The organism is Polyangium sp. y55x31 (genome assembly GCF_029946505.1).
Lineage (GTDB): Bacteria > Myxococcota_A > Polyangia > Polyangiales > Polyangiaceae > Polyangium.
Genome location: NZ_JARZHG010000007.1, coordinates 65,678 through 86,641, shown reverse-complemented (window position 1 = coordinate 86,641; position 20,964 = coordinate 65,678). Strand labels below are relative to the sequence as shown.

The 20,964-nt window shown below is 69.7% G+C and carries 14 protein-coding genes; 9 read left to right on the top strand and 5 right to left on the bottom strand.

The window, feature by feature from the left end:
- Window positions 1-52 precede the first annotated feature (52 nt).
- The 3 genes from QHF84_RS15510 (at window position 53) to QHF84_RS15500 (ending at window position 5,634) form a co-directional block, all read left to right on the top strand.
- Entirely contained in the window at window positions 53-1,858 is a 1,806-nt protein-coding gene (locus QHF84_RS15510; RefSeq protein ID WP_281314074.1) for a hypothetical protein, read from the top strand.
- 67 nt (window positions 1,859-1,925) lie between these two features.
- On the top strand, window positions 1,926-4,028 hold the full coding sequence (locus tag QHF84_RS15505; RefSeq protein WP_281314073.1) for a DUF4139 domain-containing protein: 2,103 nt from the start codon (window positions 1,926-1,928) through the stop codon (window positions 4,026-4,028).
- Window positions 4,021-5,634 carry a DUF4139 domain-containing protein gene (locus tag QHF84_RS15500; RefSeq protein WP_281314072.1) on the top strand — a complete coding sequence of 538 codons (1,614 nt, stop codon included), beginning with the start codon at window positions 4,021-4,023 and terminating at the stop codon, window positions 5,632-5,634. The genes QHF84_RS15505 and QHF84_RS15500 overlap by 8 nt, the downstream gene beginning before the upstream one ends.
- Window positions 5,635-5,642: 8 nt before the next feature.
- On the opposite strand, the gene QHF84_RS15495 is transcribed toward QHF84_RS15500, so the two are convergent.
- Window positions 5,643-6,107 carry a GNAT family N-acetyltransferase gene (locus tag QHF84_RS15495; RefSeq protein ID WP_281314071.1) on the bottom strand — a complete coding sequence of 155 codons (465 nt, stop codon included), beginning with the start codon at window positions 6,105-6,107 and terminating at the stop codon, window positions 5,643-5,645.
- A gap of 11 nt (window positions 6,108-6,118) precedes the next feature.
- Window positions 6,119-7,441, bottom strand: a complete 1,323-nt coding sequence (pfp, locus tag QHF84_RS15490) for a diphosphate--fructose-6-phosphate 1-phosphotransferase (protein WP_281314070.1) — start codon at window positions 7,439-7,441, stop codon at window positions 6,119-6,121.
- A 47-nt stretch (window positions 7,442-7,488) separates the two neighbouring features.
- Here pfp and QHF84_RS15485 point away from each other — a divergent pair, with 47 nt between their 5' ends.
- Both QHF84_RS15485 and nadE read left to right on the top strand, forming a co-directional pair.
- Window positions 7,489-8,439: a hypothetical protein gene (locus tag QHF84_RS15485; RefSeq protein ID WP_281314069.1), complete on the top strand. Its 951-nt coding sequence runs from the start codon at window positions 7,489-7,491 to the stop codon at window positions 8,437-8,439.
- Window positions 8,440-8,477: 38 nt separating this feature from the next.
- Entirely contained in the window at window positions 8,478-10,397 is a 1,920-nt protein-coding gene (nadE, locus tag QHF84_RS15480) for an NAD(+) synthase (RefSeq protein ID WP_281314068.1), read from the top strand.
- 22 nt (window positions 10,398-10,419) lie between these two features.
- Here the strand turns inward: nadE and QHF84_RS15475 are convergent, their stop codons facing one another.
- Both QHF84_RS15475 and QHF84_RS15470 read right to left on the bottom strand, forming a co-directional pair.
- Window positions 10,420-10,929, bottom strand: a complete 510-nt coding sequence (locus QHF84_RS15475) for a peptidylprolyl isomerase (RefSeq protein WP_281314067.1) — start codon at window positions 10,927-10,929, stop codon at window positions 10,420-10,422.
- 8 nt (window positions 10,930-10,937) lie between these two features.
- Complete coding sequence (locus tag QHF84_RS15470; RefSeq protein ID WP_281314066.1) at window positions 10,938-12,110, bottom strand: metallophosphoesterase; 1,173 nt, start codon at window positions 12,108-12,110, stop codon at window positions 10,938-10,940.
- A gap of 62 nt (window positions 12,111-12,172) precedes the next feature.
- Here QHF84_RS15470 and QHF84_RS15465 point away from each other — a divergent pair, with 62 nt between their 5' ends.
- A complete protein-coding gene (locus tag QHF84_RS15465) occupies window positions 12,173-13,441 on the top strand; it encodes a hypothetical protein (RefSeq protein ID WP_281314065.1) in 1,269 nt (422 codons plus the stop codon).
- Window positions 13,442-13,445: 4 nt separating this feature from the next.
- Here QHF84_RS15465 and QHF84_RS15460 read toward each other — a convergent pair whose 3' ends face one another.
- Window positions 13,446-14,165, bottom strand: coding sequence for a hypothetical protein (locus tag QHF84_RS15460; protein ID WP_281314064.1), 720 nt, complete (start codon window positions 14,163-14,165; stop codon window positions 13,446-13,448).
- 253 nt (window positions 14,166-14,418) lie between these two features.
- Here QHF84_RS15460 and QHF84_RS15455 point away from each other — a divergent pair, with 253 nt between their 5' ends.
- The 3 genes from QHF84_RS15455 to QHF84_RS15445 all read left to right on the top strand — a co-directional run bounded on the left by QHF84_RS15455 (window position 14,419) and on the right by QHF84_RS15445 (window position 20,922).
- Window positions 14,419-15,678, top strand: coding sequence for a vWA domain-containing protein (locus QHF84_RS15455; RefSeq protein WP_281314063.1), 1,260 nt, complete (start codon window positions 14,419-14,421; stop codon window positions 15,676-15,678).
- A 65-nt stretch (window positions 15,679-15,743) separates the two neighbouring features.
- The gene (locus tag QHF84_RS15450) at window positions 15,744-18,320 is read left to right on the top strand and encodes an EGF domain-containing protein (RefSeq protein ID WP_281314062.1); all 2,577 of its coding nucleotides are present in this window, start codon (window positions 15,744-15,746) and stop codon (window positions 18,318-18,320) included.
- A gap of 25 nt (window positions 18,321-18,345) precedes the next feature.
- Window positions 18,346-20,922, top strand: coding sequence for an EGF domain-containing protein (locus QHF84_RS15445; RefSeq protein WP_281314061.1), 2,577 nt, complete (start codon window positions 18,346-18,348; stop codon window positions 20,920-20,922).
- Window positions 20,923-20,964 lie beyond the last annotated feature (42 nt).

The window sequence follows — 20,964 nt, the reverse complement described above, 5'->3', positions numbered from 1 at the left end:
TGTTCGCTTTTTCTCGCTCGGTCTCTGGGGCCTCGCCCCGAGGAGCCTCGTCATGGTTTGCCGAAGACGAACCTACCTGCGCCTCGCCGCCGTGGGGCTCGTCTCGCTCTTCGCCTCCGCGCTTCCTTCGGCCTGCGCGCTCGACGTCTACGGCTCGTACGATCCCGACGCGCCTTGCGCCGTCGGCGTGTCCGCGCCCTGCTACACGGGCCCGCTCGGCACGGCCGGCGTCGGGGCTTGCAAGTCGGGTACGCACGTTTGTCGGATCGATCGCACGTTCGGCGCGTGCGTCGGCGAGGTCGTCCCCCAAAAGGAGGATTGCTTCACGCCCGAGGACGAGGATTGCGACGGCAAAGACCGCGGGGACGAGGAGTGCCTCTGCGCGCCCGGCGACACGTTGCCTTGCGAGACCGGGCAGCCCGGCCCGTGTGCCGAGGGCGCCCGCACCTGCGCGCCCGACGGCCTCTCCTTCGGCCAGTGTCTCCCGTTCGTCACGCCGCACCCCGAGGATTGCGCCGACGAAGCCGACGAGGATTGCGACGGCGCCGCGCCCGGATGCACGGGAACCGTCGATCTCCGCGCGTCCCGCGGCGGCGCGCTCTCGGATGTCGCGTTCGCGGTGGCGACGAACGGAATCGTCCATGCGACGGCCGGCGTGATCGACGGCGACGTGACGTTCCGGACCGTGAATGCCGGAACGTTGTACGTGGACCGGCGCGTCGCGAGCCTCGGCTCGACGTGGAGCCTCGAGGTCCCCGCGATGGGCGGCCGGGCGGCGGCGCGTGGCGTCGCGGTCGCGGCCGCGTCCGGGGACATCATCGCCGCGGGTGAGTTCCAGGGCTCGATGAATTTCGGCAATGGCAAGGTGATCACGAGCGCGGCGAATGGCATCGACCCGTTCGTCGTCGCTGTGAACGCGTCGGGCGCCGTGAAATGGGCGCGCGCGTTCGGCGACGAGCAAGTCCAGCTCGCGAATGCCGTCGCGGCTGGGCCGGACGGCTGGATCGCCGTCGCGGGCGAGGCCTCGGGCGTCGTCGAGTTCGGCGGCGGCCCGCGCACGGCGAGCGGCGCCGACGTGTTCGTGGCCATCCTCGACTCCGAGGGCAAACACATCTGGAGCCGCGTCTACGGCGACGCTGCCCCGCAAGCGGCTTACGGCGTCGCCTTCGCGGGCGGCGACGTCGTCGTGGCGGGGGAATTCGACGGGTCGCTCGATTTTGGCCTCGGCAATGGCGCCCTGCAATCCGCGGGCGGCGGCGACGCCTTCGTGGCGCGGCTCTCGGGCGTGGATACGAATGCGAAATGGAGCGTCAAGCTCGGCGACGACGCGCTCCTGCAGCGCGCGTATGCGGTCGCCGTCGGCCCTTCGGGCGAGATTGCGGTGACCGGGACGTTCGCCGGATCGATCACGATCGCCGACACGACGCTCACCAGCCTGACGTCGGTGGACGCCTTCCTCGTCGTCTTCGAGCCCGAGGGCGCGCTCCGTTTCGCAAAAAAGCTCGGCGACACGACCGGCGGGGATCAGATCGGCATGGGCGTCGCGTTCGATGCGGCCGGCAATGTCGTCGTGACCGGCAGCTTCGATGGCTCCATCGATTTCGGCGCCGGCCCGATCCCTTCCGCGGGGACCGCCGACGTATTCGTCGCGAAATACGCCGGGGCCGACGGCGCGCTCCTCTGGGCGAAGACGGAAGGCGACGCGGAGGCGCAGCGCGGCTTTGGCATCGCGGCCTTGCCGGATTCGAGGATGCTCCTCTCGGGCGGGTTTGCCGGCACGATCGATTTCGACACGGCGGCCGCGCCGCTCGTGAGCCAGGGCGTGCTCGACGTGTTCGTGGCGCGCCTCGAGCCCTGACCCGTCTTTTCGGCGCGGCAGATTTGCGGGCAATCGCGGCGCGATTTCGCGTATCCTCCCTTCGCACATGACCGCGCTCACCCTCGGCAGCCGCATCCGCCGCGTCGTCGTGCACGCGCGCGGCGCCCTCGTCACCCGGGTCGTCACGCTCCCGCCCGCGCTCCCGAGCGAGCCGTGCGAGCTCGTCGTCCCCGGCGTCACCCCGCTCTCCGAGCCGTCGAGCTTCCGCGCCCTCGCGCAGGGCGGCCGCGAGGTCGTCTCCGTCGGCGCGCGTTTCGTCGTTCCCGAAGGACCGGCGAAACGCGGCTCGGCGCGCGAACGCCTGCGCGCCCTCGAAGCCGAGCGCGACGCGCTCAGCGACACGCGGACGCACGTCACCGGCCGCCGCAACCTGCTCGCCGGTTTGTCCTTCGACCTCGGGATGGATCGACGCCTCCGGCAGGCAAATCCCCGGGCGCGGATCGAGGACGCCCTCGCGACCTCGGGCCTCGCGCAGGAGGAGCTCGCCGTGCTCGATGCACGCCTCGCGGAGATCGAGGCCTCGCTCGAACGTGTCTACCGCGCCATCGAGGCCGCGCAGCTCGCCGAAGCGCAGGCGAGCGCCGAGGAGCGCGCGGGTTCGTCCCGACCGACCCTCGCGTGTCACGTGCGCCTCGGCGCGGGGCAGGGCGTGATCGAGTCCCTCGAAATCGAGTACGTCGTGCTCGCCGCGCGCTGGTGGCCGACGTACAAGGCTTGGCTCACGAAGAACGCGACGCGCGTGCGGCTCGAGCTCGACGCGCTCGTCGCGCAGGACTCGGGCGAGGACTGGAAGGACGTCGAGCTTTCCCTCTCGACCGCCGATCTCGTCCACGACGCGCGTTTGCCCGAGCTTCAATCGCTCCGGTTTGGCCGGGCGCAACCCCCGGCGAAACGTGGGTATCGCCCGCCGCCGCCTGGGCTCGACGCGATGTTCGAATCGTACGACGCGGGTATGGCGAAGATGCCGCGCCCCGCGCGAACCGACGTTCCGCCGCCGCCCGCTCCGCGGCCCGGGGCGCCGCCGCCTCCGCCTTCGAATGCGGCGGCGCCGCCCAGGGCGGCGGTCATGGTGGCGCCGCAATCGCTCGGCGCGCCGCCCCCGGCGCCGGGGTTCGCACCACCGATGGATATGCCGGCGCCCGCCGCCATGCCGATGCCCGCTCGCTCTGCGCCTGCGCCCGCCAAAAAGGCGGCGAGGAAGGAGGAGGACTCGGTCCTGTACTCGCTCGCGGAGCTCCGCGCCGCCGGCGGAGGCGGCCCCGAGGGCTACCTCGAAGAAACGCGAGCCGGCGCCTACGACGAACCCGCGCCGCCGCCCGAGCCCGACGATACCTGGCTCGAATTCGACGCCCTCGTGCTCGCCCCCGCCGAGGACAAACAGCGACGCGGCCGCCTCGGACGCGTCCCCGACGACGCCTCCCGCCGCGAGGCGAGCCTCGCCCGCGAGCGCGTCGATGTTCTGCCGAACCCCGCGCGCACGCAGGATCCGCTCATCTCCCGCGGTCGCTTCGACCACCGTTACGACGCCGAGGGCCGCGGCGACGTCCCCTCGAACGGCCGCCCGCACCGCGTGCACGTCAAGGTCGGCGAGGGCCCTGCGAGCCCGCGTTTCCGCGCCGTTCCGCGCGAATCGAGCGAGGTCTACCGTGAGGCCCGCATCGAAAATCCCCTCGGCGCGCCGCTTTGCGCCGGCCCGGTCGACGTCTTCCTCGAAGGCGCGCTCGTCACGACCGCGGAGATCGCGGCCGTCGATCGAGGCGGCTACGTGCAGGTCGGCCTCGGCGTCGAGGATCGCGTGCGCATCGCGCGAAACGCCCGCACCGAGGAGAGCTCGGCCGGCTTGCTCGGCGGATCCACCGTCGTCGATCACCACGTCACGGTGGACCTCACCTCGTCGCTTGGTGTCCCGATCCAGATCGAGATCCTCGAACGGATCCCCGTCACCGACGACAAGGACGTCACGGTGAAGCTCACGTCCACCGAGCCCGAGTCCGAGGCCTACGATCAAGCGGACATCGGCGCGCCCGTGCGTGGCGGCCGCCGCTTCCGCGTCGAGGTGCCCGCGGGCGGCAAGTCGAAGATCACCTACGCCTATCGCATCAAGCTGCCTGCCAAGAGCGAGATCGTCGGAGGAAACCGCCGTGAGTGAGCCCGTGGTGGAGCAGGTTCGTTCGGACGAACCCTCGCAGGATCGCGCCCATCCGAGCCGTGCCGCGCGCGTCACCTTGTTCGAGGATCGCGCCGAGGTCGTGCGTCGCGCCTCCTTCCGCGCCGAGAAAGGCGCGCGCTGGGAGGCCATCGCCGGCGTCTCGCTCCTCGTCGACGACGGCACGGTGCAAGCGAAGGTCACGAAAGGCGGGGCGCGCGTGCTCTCCGCGCGCGTCCTGCGGCGCGCGCACGAGGAGCGCGTGCTCGGGCGCGAGGAGATCGAGGCGCTCGAACGCGAGGCGCGCGCAGCCCGTGATCGCGTGGCCGCGGCCGACCGATCGATCGAGCGTTTGCAGCGCGGCCTCCAGCACCATTACGAGCTCGCCACGCAATGGGTGAAGAGCGCCTCGCTCGGCCCGCGCAAGGCGTCGGATCCGGAGGTCGCGGGCTCGTACCGCGACGGCTGGCGTGCGATCGACGGGGCCGCGAAGGCTTCGCTCGACGAGGTCGCCCGCGTCCGCGAGGAGCGCGCGCAGGCCGATCTCGATCGTCGCCGCGCCGAGGCGCGCCTCTCCGAGGGACGCGCGGAAAAACCGCGGTACGACGCCGTGATCGAGGTCGAGATCGACGCGGCCGAGGCAGGCGACGTCGAGATCGAGGTCACCTACCGCCTGCCCTGCGCGCTCTGGCGCCCCGAGCACCTCGCGCGCCTCGTCTCGGACGGGCCCGACGCGACCGCGGGCACGATCGAAATCGTCACGTACGCGACCGCCTGGCAACGCACGGGCGAATCGTGGGACGACGTCGATCTGCGCTTCTCCACGGCGCGGCCTACCCGCGCGGCCTCGCCGCCGCTGCTCGCGGACGACGTGCTCGCGAGCCGCAAGAAGACCGACGAGGAGCGCCGCAACATCGTCATCGCCGCGCGCGAGCAATCGATCCAGCTCGCGGGCCTCGATCGCGGCGATCGCGCCGCCTCCGAGATGCCCGGCGTCGACGACGGCGGCGAGCCGATCACCTACGCCGGCAAGGAGCGCGCCTCGCTCCCCTCGAACGGACGGCCGTGCCGCGTGGAGATCGGCCGCGTGAGCGTGAAGGCCGAGCTCGCGCGCGTGGTCATTGCCGTGCGTTCGCCTGCGGCGCACCTCCGCGCCACGGCCACGCTCGAAGGCGCGGGTCCGCTGCTCGCGGGCCCGGTGCGCCTCGCGCGCGGGGCGAGCCTCGTCGGCCGCGCGCGCCTCGATTTCGTGGGCAAGGGCGAGCCCTTCGAGCTCGGCTTCGGCCCGGACGACGCGATCCGCGTGCGCAGGAGCGAGGACGAGAAGCGCGACACACAAGCGATCACCGGCGCGCAACGCCTCGAACGCAAGGTCACGTTGTACCTTTCGAACCTCTCGAACAAGGCGCGGAAGGTCGTCGTCACCGAGCGGATCCCGGTCAGCGAGATCGAGGACGTCGAGATCCACCTCGCCGACGCCGGCGGTTTTTCCCTCGACAAGGACGGTTTTTTGCGAGCCACGGTCGACGTCGGCCCGCACGCGACGCGCACGCTCGTCTACACGTTCGAGGTGCGCGCGGGCGCGCGTGTCATGCTGCCCGCGTTCTGACGTCGATCTCAGCCGAGCACGAAATCGATCTCGAAGAAGTCGTAATGCGCCGGGCGCATCCCCATCGCCGCGTACGTCGCCTGCGCGTGGTGGTTCTCCTTGTCCACGTAAAGCCGCACGCCGCAAACGTTCTCGTCGGCCCGCGCCTTCGCGAGTACGTGATCGTGCAGCGCGCGATAAACGCCCGTGCGCCGCGCGCCCTCGGCGACGTAGACCGACTGGATCCACCAGAACGTCCCGTTCCGCCAGTCGCTCCACTCGAACGTCACGAGGAGCTGCCCCACGGCTGCGCCGCCGCGCTCGGCCACGAGGTAAAACCCCTTCGCCGGGTCCTCGATCACCGCGCGCGTGCCCCGGATCGTCGTCTCCGGATCGAGGGTTTTTCCTTCGGTCTCGAGCGCCATCGCGCGGTGGTTTTGCGCGAGCGTCTCCACGTCCCCCGCATGCGCGAGGCGAATCGAAACGGGCTCCATCGGTTCTTGCCTCACTTGCCCGGCGGCGCGATCGAGGGCTTCGGCCGTTCGTCCGGGTAGAACGTGCGGGGGATCGGCTCGTGCTCCACGAGATAGCCGAACTCCTTCTGGAAATCCTCGATCGAGATGTCGAGCACGCTCGCGAACCGCGCGAGCTGGCTCGAATCGTCGAAGTCGTCCTTGCGCAGCCGCAGCATGTACCGTCGCGCGATCATGTAGCGGTCGCTCGCGATGTCCACCATCCGTACCCGCATGCGGCCCGTCTTCGGGTCCATGATCGTGTCGAACGGCACGGCCTTGAACGAGCCCTGCACCATCGCCACGAGCGCGCCCGTCCCGCCCTCTGCGAGGTACTTCGCCGCGCAATACCCGAGGTCGCGCGCGTACTCCATGTCGTACGGGATCGGATCGGCGCAGCGCAGCTCGTAGCCGATGTTCTTCGGGATGATCGTCGCTTTGACCCCAAACTGCTTCAGCCGCTTCTGCACCTCGGCCTTGAGGATGTCGGCGAACGCGATCTCGGCGATCCGCACGTGCCCGTGCGCGTCGCGCTCCACGCCCGCGAGGCCTTCGAGGTCGTGCTCCTCCATGCGCTCGACGAGCCCCTCGGCGATCATGGCCACGCCGTCGGCGCGCCCCGCCGCGAGGCGTTTCACGATTGCGGCTGCCAGCAGATCCACCACGGTCCGGAGCGGCACGTGCCCCTCGCGCGGGAACTCCTCGGGGATCAGCGTGAGCGTCGCGCCCGCGGCCTTGCCGATCCCGAGCGCGAGGTGCCCGGCCTTGCGGCCCATCGCGACCACGAAGTACCAGCGGTGCGTGGTCTTCGCGTCGACCATCAGGTTCTCGACGAGCTCGACGCCGATGTGCCGCGCCGTCTGGAAGCCGAACGTATCGGCCTGCCCCGGCAGATCGAGGTCGTTGTCGATCGTCTTCGGCACGTGCACCACGCGCAGGCGGCCCTTCGATTGAAGCGCGACCTGCGACGCCGAGAACGCCGTGTCATCGCCGCCGATCGTGATGAGCTTGTCCACTTCGAGCCGGAGCAGCGAGAGCACGGTCTCTTCGAGCAGGTCCTGCGACTTCGTGGGGTTCGCGCGCGAGATCCCGAGGTACGAGCCGCCGCGGAAATGGATGCGGCTCACGTCGTCGATGGAAAGCGGCCGGGCGTGCTCGAGGTCGCCCTTCATGAGCCACTGGAATCCGTCCTGGATCCCGACCACGTCGTAGCCGGAGAGGACCGCGCGGATCGTGGCCGCGCCGATGACCGCGTTGATGCCCGGCGCGGGCCCGCCGCCGACGAGGATTCCCACCTTTTTCGGACCGTGGCTCATGACTTCGGCCCCTAGCATCCCCTTCGGGCTGGCGCTAACCTGGTTTGGTGACGAGGCGCTTTCGCTCGCTTGTTCTGCTGCTCTCGCTCGCCGCGTCGCCCTTTGCGTCATTTGGGCTCCTCGGCTGCGCGTCGCAAGAGCAGGCCCCCGAAGCAGCCACGCCCCCCCCGCCCCGACCGAAGAACGCCGCCGAGATCGCGCGTTCGATCGTGAACGGGCGCGTCGGCATGATGGTCTGGCCCGAGCGGCTGAAAGGCCATCCGCTCGAGCTCCGCGTGCGCGCGATGAACCCGCTCCGGAGCATGCTCGAAGGCACGGGCATCGACGCGACGAGCGACGTCGTCGCGGCCTACGTCGCCTCGACCGGCGTCACGCAGAGCGACCTCGCCGTGGCGATCGTGCAGCACAAGCTCGACGAGCAGCGCGCGCGCCAGGGCCTGAATACGATGGTCGCCCGCAGCGAGCCGCGCGGCGAGTGGATCACGACGGCGAGCGTGCCCTCGGCGCGCGTCACGGTGCGTGGACAAACCCGCGTCGTCGCCCTCGTCGAGGACGGCTTCCTCGCGGTCTTGCCGGAATCGCTCGCGCCGCAGGCGGCGCGCTTCGAAGGCACGGGAGGGTTTCCGGACCCCGAAGGCCCCGAGGCCGTCGTCGCGACCGCCATCGAGCCTTCGCAGAGCCTCGCGGGCTCGCACGCGCCGCGTGTTCCGCCGACGATTCGCTCGGCCGTCGCGCGCTTGCGCCTCGCCGCCGACGGCGGCGTCGACGTGTCGAGCACGGGTGAAAGCACCGACCCGGTGCAGGCGAGCGCGGACGCGGCGGCGCTCACGGCCTCGGTCGACCGGGCGACCTCGTTGAATCTCGGGATCGTGAAGGTTCGTCTCTTCGCGCCCGTCGTGTTCCGCGCCGAGGGCGCGCAGGTGAAGAGCGATCTTCACCTCACGCAGTCCGAGATCGATCGGCTGCTCACGCTCGCCGATACCTTCATGCCGCGCTAGCTGACCTTCGCGTCGTCCCACTGCTACGCTCGGCCCCCATGAGGCTCGTGAAGATCGGGGTTGCCAGCGTGAACGCGACGGTCGGCGCCGTCCGCTCGAACGTGGATCGGTGCATCCGCCTCGCGACGGCGATGGCCGAGGACGACGTCACGCTCGCGGTGTTCCCGGAGCAGGTCGTCGGTGGGTACGCGGCGGAGGACCTCGTGCAGTGGCAGGCGTTCGTGGACAGCCAGCGGCGCGAGCTCGAGCGCTTCGCCGCGGAGACCGCGCGCCTACGCACGGTGTTCGTCCTCGGCCTGACCGTCGGCGTCGAAGGCGACCTCTTCAACGTCGGCGCGCTCGTGCACGGCGGCGAGATCCTCGCGTTCGTGCCCAAGGAAAAACTCCCGACGTACAACGTCTTCTACGAGTCGCGCGTGTTCTCCCGCGGCATGCCGCGCATGGACCGCGAGGCGCGCGGCGTGTTCTGCGGCGATCGGATCTTCCAGTTCGATTTCGGCATCGTCGCGATCGAGGTCTGCGAGGACATCTGGTCGCCCGACGGACCGATGCGGCGGCGTTGTTACTCGGACGCCGAGATCGTCTGCAACCTCTCGGCCTCGCCGTTCCGCGCGGGCATCGTGGGCACGCGGCGCGAGATGATCGCCACGCGGGCCGCGGACAACCAGTGCACGATCGCGTACGCGAACCTCGTCGGCGGCAACGACGGGCTCGTCTTCGACGGCGGCGGGTTCGTCAATCAAAACGGCCGGCCGATGCTGGAGGCGGCGCGGTTCCGCGAGGGATATGCGGCGACGGTCGTCGACCTCGATCGCACGGTCCGGAGCCGGCGCGAGGCGAGCACCTGGCGGAGCGATCTCGAAACCTTCCGGCGCGAGCAGAAGCCCGTGCCCGTGCAGGTGATGCACGAGAAAACGGCCGATCGCTCGAAGCTGCGGTATCCCGCGCCTCCGCCCGGGACCTCGTTCTTCTTGCCCTCGGCGAGCCTGCCGGCGAAGACGCCGCGCGACGAGCTGCTCGACGATTTTCACGACGCGCTCGCGCTCGGCGTCGCCGACTATTATCGCAAGATCGGCGCGTTCCGCCGCATCGGCCTCGCGCTCTCGGGCGGGCGCGACTCGCTGCTCACGTTGCTCATCGCGCATCGCGCCGCCGAATTGCTCCACCCCGAGCTCGAGGGCGCGGCGCGGCGCGAGGCGGCGGGGAGGATGATCAGCGCGTTTTACATGCCGTCGCGGTATTCGAGCGACGCCACGCAGAACGCCGCCGCGCGGATCTGCGCCGACCTCGGCGTCTCGTTCATGGTCGTGCCGATCGAGGATGCGTTCGTGCGCGAGCTCGAAGCGACGCGCACCTTGCTCGGACCGGGCGGACCCGAGCCGACCGAGCTCACGAAGCAGAACGTGCAGGCGCGGATTCGTGGCCAGCGCATGTGGAACTGGTCGAATACGAGCGGCGCGCTCTTCCTGCAGACGGGCAACATGAGCGAGAAGGCGCTCGGGTACACGACCGTCGGCGGTGATCTGGAGGGCGCGTTCAGCGTGATCGCGAACCTGCCGAAGACCGTGGTCATCGCGATGCTCGAACGGCTGGAGAAGCGGTTCGGTTATCCCGGCATTCGCGCGACGCTGGAGACCACGGCGGGCCCCGAGCTCGCGGCGAACCAGTCGGGCGAGGCCGAGCTCATGCCGTTCGAGGTGCTCGACGCTTGTCTCTACCTCTACGGCGCGGAAAAACTCGCGCCGAACGAGGTGGCGCTCGCCTTGACGAGCGTGTTCCCGGATCGGGATCCGGCGACGCTCACGGCTTGGGCGGAGAAGTTCGCGCGCCTGTTCACGCAATCGATCTTCAAGTGGGTGCAATCGCCGCTGGCGATTCACCTCGGCTCGCTCGACCTCGACCGCGAGCGCGCGCTGCAATTGCCCGTCGTGCAGCGGACGGAGTGGAAGGGCGAGTGAACCGAGCGGCGCCGCTCGGATTTCACTGATTGCGTTTGATCACGTGAAACCCGAACGGCGTCTCCACCACGCCGCTCGTCTCGTCCACCTTCAGCGCGAATGCCGCGTCGCTGAAGGGTTTTACCATTCCATCGGCCTTGAACTTCCCGAGGCTCCCGAGCCTCTCCACGGTCGCCGCGTCGTCCGAATACTCCTTCACGAGCGCCGTGAAATCCTCGCCGGCCTTGGCCTTGGCGGCGACCTCCTCCGCCCTCTTTTTCGCGTCTGCCTTCGAACGCGTCACCGTCTTCGGTGCGTTCTTCGCGCCCTTGTACGCGACGAGCACGTGCTGCGCCGTGATCCACTCCGGCGGTTTTTCCGGCGCGGCCGCCGTTTTCTCGGGCGTGGGCGCGGGCGCGGCCGTCGGCGTGGGCGTGGGCGTGGGCGCGGACGCGGGGGCCGCGGACGTGGCGGGCGCGGGCGCCGGCGGCGATTCTTGGCAGGCGAAAAGCAGCGCGGGAACGAGCAGGAGCAAAGATCGCGGGGAGAGCATGGGGATCCTCATTTCGTCATCGTCTTCGAGAAGACCACGGCGCCGTTCTTGTCGATGAACTCGAACGAGAGCTTCGGCCCGTCGAACTCGAGGTATGCGAACCCTTCGAAGCCGTCCGCGAAGTAGAGCTGTCTCTCGTCCTTCGGGACGAACTCGAACGTGTCGCGCGTCTTCGCGCCCGCGCCGCTCACCACGAAATACGTGCCGGGGCAATCACCGTCACGCCCCCTGTCGATGAACTCCAGGTTGTGGTCGTGCCCGGTCATGAACATGTCCGCGCCGCAATAGATCGCCTTCTGGAACGCGAACATGCCCGCGATGCCGAGCAAGTTGTTGTCCCAGAAATGCTCGCCCGACGTGAACCGCGGGTGGTGGCCGAAGACGATCTTCCACGTCGCCTTCGAATTCTTCACCTTCGCGCTCATCTGATCTTTCTGTGTCCCGTTCAAGAAATCGACCGTGTCGAGCGCGAAGAGGTGCACGTGGCCGATCGTCACGTCGTACCACGCCGCCGGCATGTGCCATTTGTCGCTCGGCCGCATCCCGGGGCCGCTCCCGAGCGGCAAGGACGAGTAGTCGATCTGCGCTTGTTTGTTCCCGCTCGACGTGGGGCCGTGATCATGATTGCCGAGCACCACGTAAAACGGCACGCCGTCGAGGTGCGGCCGGTCGTACGGCTCCTCGAATTTCGCGGCCCATTGCGGGTCGTTCACGCTCTCCACGCCGTTGTCGTAGAAGTTGTCGCCGTTCACGAGCACGGCGTCGCAGCCGCCCACCTTCTCGCATTTCTCGCTCATTCGATCGGCCACGGCGTGCTGCGCCTCGTTGCCCTCGCCCGTGTCGCCGATCGCGAGCAGGCGGACCACCTTCGCCGCCGGCCCTCCGCCCGAGCCACCATTGCCCGTGCTCGACGTCGACGATCCGCCCGTCCCGCCCGTCCCGCCTGCACCACCCGTCCCGCCCGTGGCCCCTGCGCCGCCGCTCCCTGCGCCGCCGTTTCCCGCGCCCCCGGCGCCCGACGCGCCTGCGCCGGTCGTCGCGGTGCCGCCCGTGGTCGTGGACGTGTTCACCGCGTCCCCCGAGCTGCAACTCGCGATGCCGAGCGGCCCGAAGCAGCACAAGACGAGGGACGAGGCGAAGAGGCGCCGCGTCCGCGAACGAGAGCGTCCGAAGTCGGCCATGGCGGCAATGTACACAATTCGTCCGCGGATGTCGTTATGATAGGCTCCGCCCCTCGTCCCCCATGAGCGCAGAGCCCCTCGTCCTCGCGAGCCCGTCCATCGAGCACCGCCGCCCCCGGCTCGGCGGGTGGCTCATGCGCGCGGGATTCGGCGCCTTCATCGGGTTGCCCGCGCTCATCGTGACGGACCTGGCGATCGCGGGGCCCGAGACATTCGACACGTGGATGACCTTCGCGGTCATCCACGTCTTCCTCGGCCTCCTCGGATTCGTCGTCGCGCCCTTCGTGTCGCTCGCCGGCGCCGTCCTCACGTCGTTATCGCTGCCGCTGCGTGGCTCGGGTGTGCTCCGGGCCGATGATCAGGGCCTCGTGGTCGTGCAGGGAGGAAAGGAGCACCATTTCGCGCGCGCGGCGATCGAGGGCGGGCTCGTGCTCCCGGGCACGCGCCTCGATGGAAAACACCCGCGGGTCGAGCTTCATCTCCGCAACGGCGCGGTGCTCACGGCCGAGGTCCCCGAGGGCATTGCGGCGCATCGGCTGCTCGACCGGCTCGGCGTCGACGCGGCGCGGCGGCGCGTGGCCGTCCTGAGCGGCTCGGTATACCGGCCGCTCGTCACGGGTTGCGCGAGCCTGCCGATCGTCTGCATCCTCTTTTTGATCCCGCTCGGGTATTTCGTCACCGAATATCCCGCCGCCCGTTGGCCCGCGGCCGCCTTCGCCTGGGCCGTGATTCTCACGATGTCCTTCATCGTGCGGCTCACGCGGCCGCGCGAGATCATCGTCGGCAATGACGGGCTGCGCATCCGCGGCGGCTTCGGCGATCGATGGATCCCGCATTCACACATCCGCACGATCGAGGAGAAGCAACGCGAGCTGTTCCTCGAAGTGGGCGAGGCCGGCAAGTCGAGCCGACGGATCGCGGCCGCGACGGGCGACCCGAGCTTCATCATGGCGGTGGCCGGCCGGTTGCGCCTCGCGATTGCGCTCGGGTCGAACGGCGCGGGCGGCCCGCCCGTGGGGGCGGAGCTCGATCCCGCGGGCAAGTCGTTCACGGAATGGAAGGACAAACTCCAGGCCCTCCTGCTCGACGCGGGATACCGAAAATCCGCCGTGACGTACGAGGAGCTCTTCTCCGTGGTCGACGATCCCGACCTGCCGCCGGGGCAGCGGCTCGGGGCGGCCATGGCGCTCCGGATCGCGCAGCACCCCGACGCGCGTGTACGCATTCGCGTGGCCGCGGATGCGTGCGCGGACGAGACGATGAAGCGCGCGTTCGAAGAAGCGGCCGAGGGCGAGCTCGGCGAGCGCACGCTGCGGCGCGTCCTCGATTGAAGGGTCAGTTCACGTCGCGGTCGCGGAGCAGGAGCGTCTCCGGATCACGCCGGTAGACGAGCTCGCCGTCGTCCGTGACGTCGAGCTTCGCGAGGTCGTCCCGCACGAGCCCGTCGAGCGCGCGCTCGGCGTCGTGCGTGCTCGGCATGCAAAGCCTCGTGGCGACCTCGCGGGCCGTCGCGCCGCCGCGCAGGGCGTCGAGCAGCGCCGCGCGGCTCACCACGTCCGCGCGCCGCGTGGACTCGGCCTCCTCGATCACGCCGAGGCCGCGCCACACGAAGGCGACGCCCACCACGAGCGGCAGGAGGCCATACAGGACAAACCCGAGCGCGATCGTCAGGATCGAGGGGGAACGCAGGGCGGAGAGCCAACCGACCGCCCCGAACGCGCTCGACAGCGCGCCCACCGTGACGAGGGTATTCCCCACCAGGCTCCTGCGTCCGCTCCCGTGCGTGGACGTGCTCTGTGTACCCATCATCGCCTCGCCGGTCGCGCTGGGGCAACGGGCACGCCATTCGAGGCGAGCGGGCAGAGGATGGATGACCGTCGCGCCCGGAACCTGGAAAGAGCTGATATCGAGGCTTCGATTCCGGGATTGCGCCGCGTCGCGGGTGAACCTGGAAAGACCGGGGGCGGCTGCTTTCTGGAACGGGCGGCCGCGGCCTTCGAGCAGGGGGCCCTTCGGCGCGCGGTCGCTCACCGGGGCGGGGACGAGGTTCACCATGATCGGGGGGAGCTACCTTCGCCGCGAGGCGAGGGCCAAGTCTTCTACGCGCCTCGCCGGCGGAGCGACGCGCCGCGCCAGCGGTGCGCCGTGGCTCGCCCTCGGAGGCGGTCCGGGTGCTCGCCGCGGACATTTTCGACGACATTGACGAACCCGCTCCGGAACCGCGTCGATTTTGTGACGTCGTCCCGTTCACCGGGCTTGACGCCATGCCCGCTCGGCTGTTCCGATCCGCGGCTCGGAGGGCAGAGGCATGCGGAACGGGTGGTTTTCTTCGGGTATCTCGAGGGTCGTTTGCGCGGCGGCGCTGTCCGGCGCGTGGATCGCGGCTTGCTCGGCGTCGGGTGACAACACTGAATTCGGCAATTCGAGCGGCCCGAATGGCTCCGGCGCGGGCGCGGGCAACCCCGGGGGCCAGGGCGGCGACGGCGGCGGCTTCATCCCGGCCGGGGCCGGCGGCAGCGGCAACGCAGGCGCGGGCGGCGGTGATAGCTGCGCGGCCACGAAAAACAAGGCCCAGCAGGTGCCGCTCGACATGTACATCATGTTCGACCAGTCCTCCTCGATGGCCGATAACTCGAAGTGGACCTCGACGAAGGCGGCCCTCAAGGCGTTCGTCGAGCAGCCTGCCGCCGCGGGGATCGGCGTCGGTATCCAGTATTTCCCGCAGTCGAGCGGGGTCGTCTGTCCCCTCATCCCATTCTGCAATACGGACGCCGATTGCGGGCCGGCCGCTTGCGGCCCCTGCGCCGCGCCCACGCCCGGCTTCCCCATCAAGACCTGCTCGACCGCCGGCGGCGATTCGTGCAACCCCTCCGACTACGCCGTGCCCGACGTGCCGATCGCCCCGTTGCCGGCGGTCGGGACGACGATCATCAACTCGCTCAACTCCCATTCCCCGTCCGGGAGCAGCACGCCGACCGGGCCGGCGCTCCAGGGCGCGGTCGATTATGCCAAGCAATGGGCGACCTTGAACCCCACGCACACGACGGTCGTCGTGCTCGCGACGGACGGGGAGCCGACCGGCTGCACGGCCGCCATCAGCTCCGTCGACGCCGCGGCGAATGCATTCAACGGCGTGCCCAGCATCAAGACCTTCGTCATCGGCGTCGGCGACATCGCGAGCCTGAACAGCGTCGCCGCGGCCGGCGGGACGGGGTCGGCGATCATCGTCGACGGGAGCCAGAATGCGACCGAGGAGTTCCTCCAGGCGATGAACGAGATTCGCGGCGCCGCGCTCTCGTGCTCGTACCTCATTCCGCAGCCGCCGCCCGGTGACGACATCGATTACAACGCGATCAACGTCGAGTACACGCCGGAGTCGGGGATCTCGGTCGTCATCCCGCAGGTGAAATCGGCGGCCGATTGCCCCGCAGCGGGGCTCGCCTGGTACTACGACGTCCCCGGGGCGCCGAAGCAGATCATCTTCTGCGACGCGACGTGCACGCAGGTCGCCAAGGACACCAAAGCCGAGATCGACGTCCTCGTCGGCTGCGCAACCATCGTGAAGTGAGAATTTCACGGAATCGAGGGTTGACAGTCGTCACGCTTGCTTCGTAGCATCCGAAAATACCCGAGATGCATCGAAGCCCGCGTTCTTTCTTTCCTTTCCTGTGGATCACGATCGTCCTCGCCGGGTGCTCCGGCGGGGGCGCGGAAGAAACGCCTTCGGGCGCCGGCGGCTCCGGTGCGGGCGGCGCGGGCGGCGGCTCGTCGTCGACGGGCGGCGCGGGCGGCTCCGGCGGTGCCGGAGGGCAAGGCGGCGCGGGCGGCGCGACGTGCGGGCCCTGTGGCGAAAATGCGAGCTGCGACGCGAGCGGCGCGTGTGTTTGCGACCAGGGTTTCGTGGACGACGGCGGCGATTGCATGGATCTCGACGAGTGCACCGAGCAGCTCGACGATTGCCATCCGACCGCCGCCTGCACGAATACCGTGGGTTCGTTCACCTGCGCTTGCCCGCCGGGCACCGTGGGGGATCCGAAGACCGGCTGCGAGGAGCGGTTCGTCGAGATCACCGCGGCGGCGTATCACACCTGCGCGCGCCGCATGGACAACTCGATCTTCTGCTTCGGCGCCGGCGGCGGCGGCCGGCTCGGCAATGGCCTCGGCACGAACCAATCGGCGCCCGTGCAGGCCGGCGCGGCGGACAACTGGCTTCGGGTCGTCGCGGGCTCGGCCCATACCTGCGGGATCAAGAAAACCGGCACGCTCTGGTGCTGGGGCACGAACAATTTTGGCCAGCTCGGGCTCGGGTACACCGACAACCAGACGCTCCCGGCGTGGCTCTCCCTCGAACGCACGTTCTCGAGCGTCGCCGCGGGCGACAACCATAGCTGCGCCGTGGAGAGCGACGGCGGGCTCTTCTGCTTCGGCCGCAACCAGGCAGGGCAGCTCGGCATCGGCAACCTCGACAACAAGCTCGAGCTCTCGCCCGTGAGTGTCGATCCGCTCGCGGCGACGCCGGACAAGGACTGGAAAGAGGTCTTCGCCGGCCGCGACACGACGTGCGCGACGAAGCAGGACGGGCGGCTTTATTGCTGGGGGCAAAACAACGAGCTGCAGGTCTCGAAGGTCGGCGGCGGCTCCGTGACCGCGCCGTTCCTCGTGGAGACGGCGCCGATGGCGGCGGACGCCGATTGGGCGACGGCGTCGATCGGCTTCACCACGTGCGCCGTGAAGAAGGACGGGCGGCTTTATTGCTGGGGCCGCGGGAACGAGGGGCAACTCGGGACGCCGCTCGGGCCGGCGACGGCGGCGCCGGTGGCGATCGGCGCGGGCAAGACCTGGAAGCGGGTGCGCGCCAATGCTTATCACATCTGCGCGCTCGATGATCAGAGCGCCCTTCATTGCTGGGGCCGGAACCAGGCCGCGCAGATCGCGGGCGACGCGCCGGGCTGGGTGACCGCGCCGATCGACGTCGCGCCGGGGACGAAATGGCTCGATTTCGCGGTCGGCGTGGTGCACAGCGGCGGCGTCACCTCCGACGGCCGCGTGCTCACCTGGGGCTCGCGTATCTTCGGACAGCTCGGCGACGGCGCGATGAGCATGTGGCCCGTGATCGCCAACATCGGCGCGGAGACGACCTACACGAACGTCGTTTCGTATGGCGAGACGGGTTGCGCCCTGAACGGGGCCGGCGAGCTTCAATGCTGGGGCAACAACGAGAGCGGCCAGCTCGGCCTCGGCGACAACAAGACCCGCTCCGCGCCGGCCAAGATCGATTTCGAGGCCGCCGCGAAGGTGGCCCTCGGCCGCCAGCACACGTGCATGATCACGGCCACGGGCAAGCTCGCCTGCTCGGGCCGCAACGTGCAGGGCCAGCTCGGCCGGGGGACGAATACCCCGGCGACGACGTTCGCCGAGATCCTGAAGACGGGCAAGCCCTACGAATCTCTCCAGTGGAAGGAGATCGCGGCGGGCGAGGAGCACAACTGCGCCATCGCCACGAACGGGACGCTCTGGTGCTGGGGGCGCACGAACGAGGGGCAGATTGGCCTGAAAAACCCGACCCTCGGCAACTTGATCCAGCTCGAGCTCGTCGCCGGCCAGGCCCCGCCCACCGATTGGGTGAGCGTCGCGGCCGGTCAATTCCACACCTGCGCGGCCCGGGCCACGGGCACGCTGTATTGCTGGGGCCGGAACGTGGAAGGCCAGGTCGGCAATGGAACGCCGGCGGCCGGCAAGACCGCGCCCTATTCGCTCGGCGACGACTGGAAGGGGCCCGTGGCGGCCGGCGTCAACCACACCTGCGCTATCAAAAAGGACGGCACGCTCTGGTGCTGGGGCCGGAACGCGAACAACCAGATCGGCGACAACACGAACGTCGACCGGCCGTCCCCCGTGCAGATCGGATCGGCCACGGATTGGGCCTTCGTCATCGCGGCGAACGCCTCGACGTGCGCGGGCAAGGTCGGCGGCGGATTGCAATGCTGGGGCGCGAACAACGTCGGTCAGCTCGGGCTCGGGGACACGGGCCAGCGCAAGGTGCCGACCGCGCTCTCCGGGGCGTTCGTCGCGGCGACCCTCGGCTTCAGCCATGGCTGCGGCGTCACGCAGGCCGGCAATCTCGCGTGCTGGGGGTCGGGGGAAATCGGTCAAAATGCGCGCGGCGACGGGCTCGCGTTCGCGCCCGTCCCCATCGCGGCGTCCTATTGAGTCGAGCTGAAGGAGATCGGTTTTGATGTTGCGAGGCGCAAGGGCTCGGGCGTGGTTCGTCCTCGTTTCGCTCGCCGCCGCGGCGTGCGGGGGCGGCGGCGGAGCCGCAGGCGGGAGCGGCGGAGGCGGAAACGGCGGCGCAGGCGGAAGCGGCGGCCCAGGCGGCAGCGGCGGCAGCGGCGGTGCGGGCGGCGACCCGTTTGCGGTCGACGAATGCGCGCTCGGCCTCGACGATTGCGCGGCCGACGCCGAGTGCGTCGACACGCCCGGTTATTTCACCTGCACCTGCAAGCCTGGGTACGAGGGCGACGGCAAGACGTGCGTGGACGTCGACGAATGCACGACGCTCCTCCACGACTGCGACACGAACGCGACGTGCTCGAACACGCCGGGCGCGTTCGAATGCGCGTGCCCCGCGGGTTTCTCGGGCGACGGCAAGACCTGCGACGCGAAGTACAAGGCCGTCTCGGCGGGTCAATACCACGCCTGCGCGATCCGCACCGACAAGACGCTCCATTGCTGGGGCCTCAACACGAGCGGGCAGGTCGGCACCGGCACGTCGGACCAAATCTTCCTGCGCCCCGTGCCCGTAGGCGGCGCGTCGAACTGGGTCTCCGTGAGCGCGGGCGGCACGTTCACCTGCGCGCTCGACGAGAACAAGCGCATCTCGTGCTTCGGCTCGGGGAACGTCGGCCAGATCGGCGACGGCCTCGGCGTCGCGCAATCGACGCCCGCCATCGGCGCGGGCGGCTACGAGGACTGGATCGCCCTGAGCGCCGGCTCGACACATGCGTGCGGCATTCGCACGGGCGGCGCGCTTTATTGCTGGGGCCAGAACAACCGCGGCCAGATCGGCGATAACACCACGACGAACGCGCTCTCGCCTGTGCTCATCGACGCGGGCCCGTGGTCGATGGTCTCGGCAGGGACCGAGTTCACTTGCGGCGTCAAGGCGAACGGGACGCTTCATTGCTGGGGATTCAACAATGCCCGCCAGCTCGGCGACGGCACGAACGCCGGGCAGCGGCTCGTGCCCACACAGGAGTTCACGGCCGCCACCGACTGGGCGAGCGTGTCGACGGGCAATGCGTTCACCTGCGCCACGAAGACCGACGGGACGCGCCATTGCTGGGGCACGAATTCCTTGGGGCAGGTCGGCGATGGTCTGGTCGCGACCGTCCTCACGCCGAAGGCTGCGGACATGGCCACGGATTGGTCCGCGAACCTGGACGTCGGCGATCTCGCCGGCTGCGCCCAGAAGAAGAGCGGCGAGCTCCATTGCTGGGGTGATGGCAGCGTTGGACAAACCGGCCAGCCGGACAATGAGGGGCCCACGTTGACGCCGCTCCCCGTCGCCAACATCAGCGACTGGGTCTCGTTCTCCAGCGGCCTGCGTTTCGCCTGCGGCGTCCGGCAAACCGGCGATCTGCTCTGCTGGGGCTCGGCGAGCCGCGGCGCCCTCGGGGCGGGTTTTTCCGCGGACCGGACCGAGGCCACGCCCCTCTCCGCCGATACGGATTGGGAGCGGGTCGACACGCAGCTCGACAACGGCTGCGCCATTCGCACCGGCGGAAAGCTCTTCTGCTGGGGCCGCAACGTCTACGGTCACCTCGGCGATGGCACGACGCGCACGCGCGTCACGCCCGTGGAGATCGGCGCGGGCAAGGTCTGGAAGCGCATCACGCTCGGCCGCACGCACACCTGCGGCATCGCGAGCGACGGCGGCGGCCCGGACGTCCCGTATTGCTGGGGCTTCGACGGAAACGGCGAGCTCGGCAATGGGTCCGTCGTGACGAACCAGAACGTACCGACCGCCGTGAACCTCACCGTCGGCAATGATTCGCCCTGGGTCGAGATTGCGGCGGGGTACAACCACACCTGCGCCGTCAGGCAGGACAAGACCCTCTGGTGCTGGGGCCGCAATGCGAGCGGCCAGCTCGGCGACGCCTCGACGACGACCCGGCCCGATCCGAAGCAAATCGCCCCGGCGGAGCCCGCCGATTGGCTCGACGTCGTGGCGAGCGGCGATTTCACCTGCGGCCTCCGCGAGGGCGGCAACGTGTTTTGCTGGGGCCTGAACAACCTCGGCCACCTCGGGCAGGGCGACACGGTCTCCCCCGTGAACGTGCCGAAAGCCGTCCCGGGGACGTACGCGGCGATCGACGCGGGCGCGAACCACACCTGCGGCGTGCGCCTCGACGGCACGCTCTGGTGCTGGGGCCGCAACAACAACGGCGAGATCGGCCTCGGCAATGCCGTCACGCCGATCACGACCCCCACGCAGGTCGGCAGTGCGACCGACTGGGCGCGGCCCTTCCTCGGCCAGGGCTTGACCACCTGCGCGACGAGGAAAAACGGCGACCTCTATTGCTGGGGCGTCGGCTCCTTCGGCCAGCTCGCCCTCGGCAACCTGTCGAGCTTCAATGCGCCGCAAAAGATCCCGAGCGTTGGCCCGTGGAAGGTGCTCTCCCTCGGCAACGAGCATACCTGCGGCATCGCGCAGGACGGCGTGCTCTCGTGCTGGGGCGCGGCGTATTACGGGCAGCTCGGCAGCGGCCTGCCGTTCCTCTCGACGCCGACGCTCGTGCTCGATCCCATCTGAAAAGAAAAAGACCTCGCCCGGTTCGTCCGCCGGGCGAGGCCC

What these genes read in the sequence shown, in the direction of transcription:
- QHF84_RS15510 (WP_281314074.1), top strand. Translation starts at nt 53, where the DNA reads ATGGTTTGCCGAAGACGAACCTACCTGCGCCTCGCCGCCGTGGGGCTC.
- QHF84_RS15505 (WP_281314073.1), top strand. Translation starts at nt 1,926, where the DNA reads ATGACCGCGCTCACCCTCGGCAGCCGCATCCGCCGCGTCGTCGTGCAC.
- QHF84_RS15495 (WP_281314071.1), bottom strand. Translation starts at nt 6,107, where the DNA reads ATGGAGCCCGTTTCGATTCGCCTCGCGCATGCGGGGGACGTGGAGACG.
- pfp (WP_281314070.1), bottom strand. Translation starts at nt 7,441, where the DNA reads ATGAGCCACGGTCCGAAAAAGGTGGGAATCCTCGTCGGCGGCGGGCCC.
- nadE (WP_281314068.1), top strand. Translation starts at nt 8,478, where the DNA reads ATGAGGCTCGTGAAGATCGGGGTTGCCAGCGTGAACGCGACGGTCGGC.
- QHF84_RS15475 (WP_281314067.1), bottom strand. Translation starts at nt 10,929, where the DNA reads ATGCTCTCCCCGCGATCTTTGCTCCTGCTCGTTCCCGCGCTGCTTTTC.
- QHF84_RS15470 (WP_281314066.1), bottom strand. Translation starts at nt 12,110, where the DNA reads ATGGCCGACTTCGGACGCTCTCGTTCGCGGACGCGGCGCCTCTTCGCC.
- QHF84_RS15465 (WP_281314065.1), top strand. Translation starts at nt 12,173, where the DNA reads ATGAGCGCAGAGCCCCTCGTCCTCGCGAGCCCGTCCATCGAGCACCGC.
- QHF84_RS15460 (WP_281314064.1), bottom strand. Translation starts at nt 14,165, where the DNA reads ATGGTGAACCTCGTCCCCGCCCCGGTGAGCGACCGCGCGCCGAAGGGC.
- QHF84_RS15455 (WP_281314063.1), top strand. Translation starts at nt 14,419, where the DNA reads ATGCGGAACGGGTGGTTTTCTTCGGGTATCTCGAGGGTCGTTTGCGCG.
- QHF84_RS15450 (WP_281314062.1), top strand. Translation starts at nt 15,744, where the DNA reads ATGCATCGAAGCCCGCGTTCTTTCTTTCCTTTCCTGTGGATCACGATC.
- QHF84_RS15445 (WP_281314061.1), top strand. Translation starts at nt 18,346, where the DNA reads ATGTTGCGAGGCGCAAGGGCTCGGGCGTGGTTCGTCCTCGTTTCGCTC.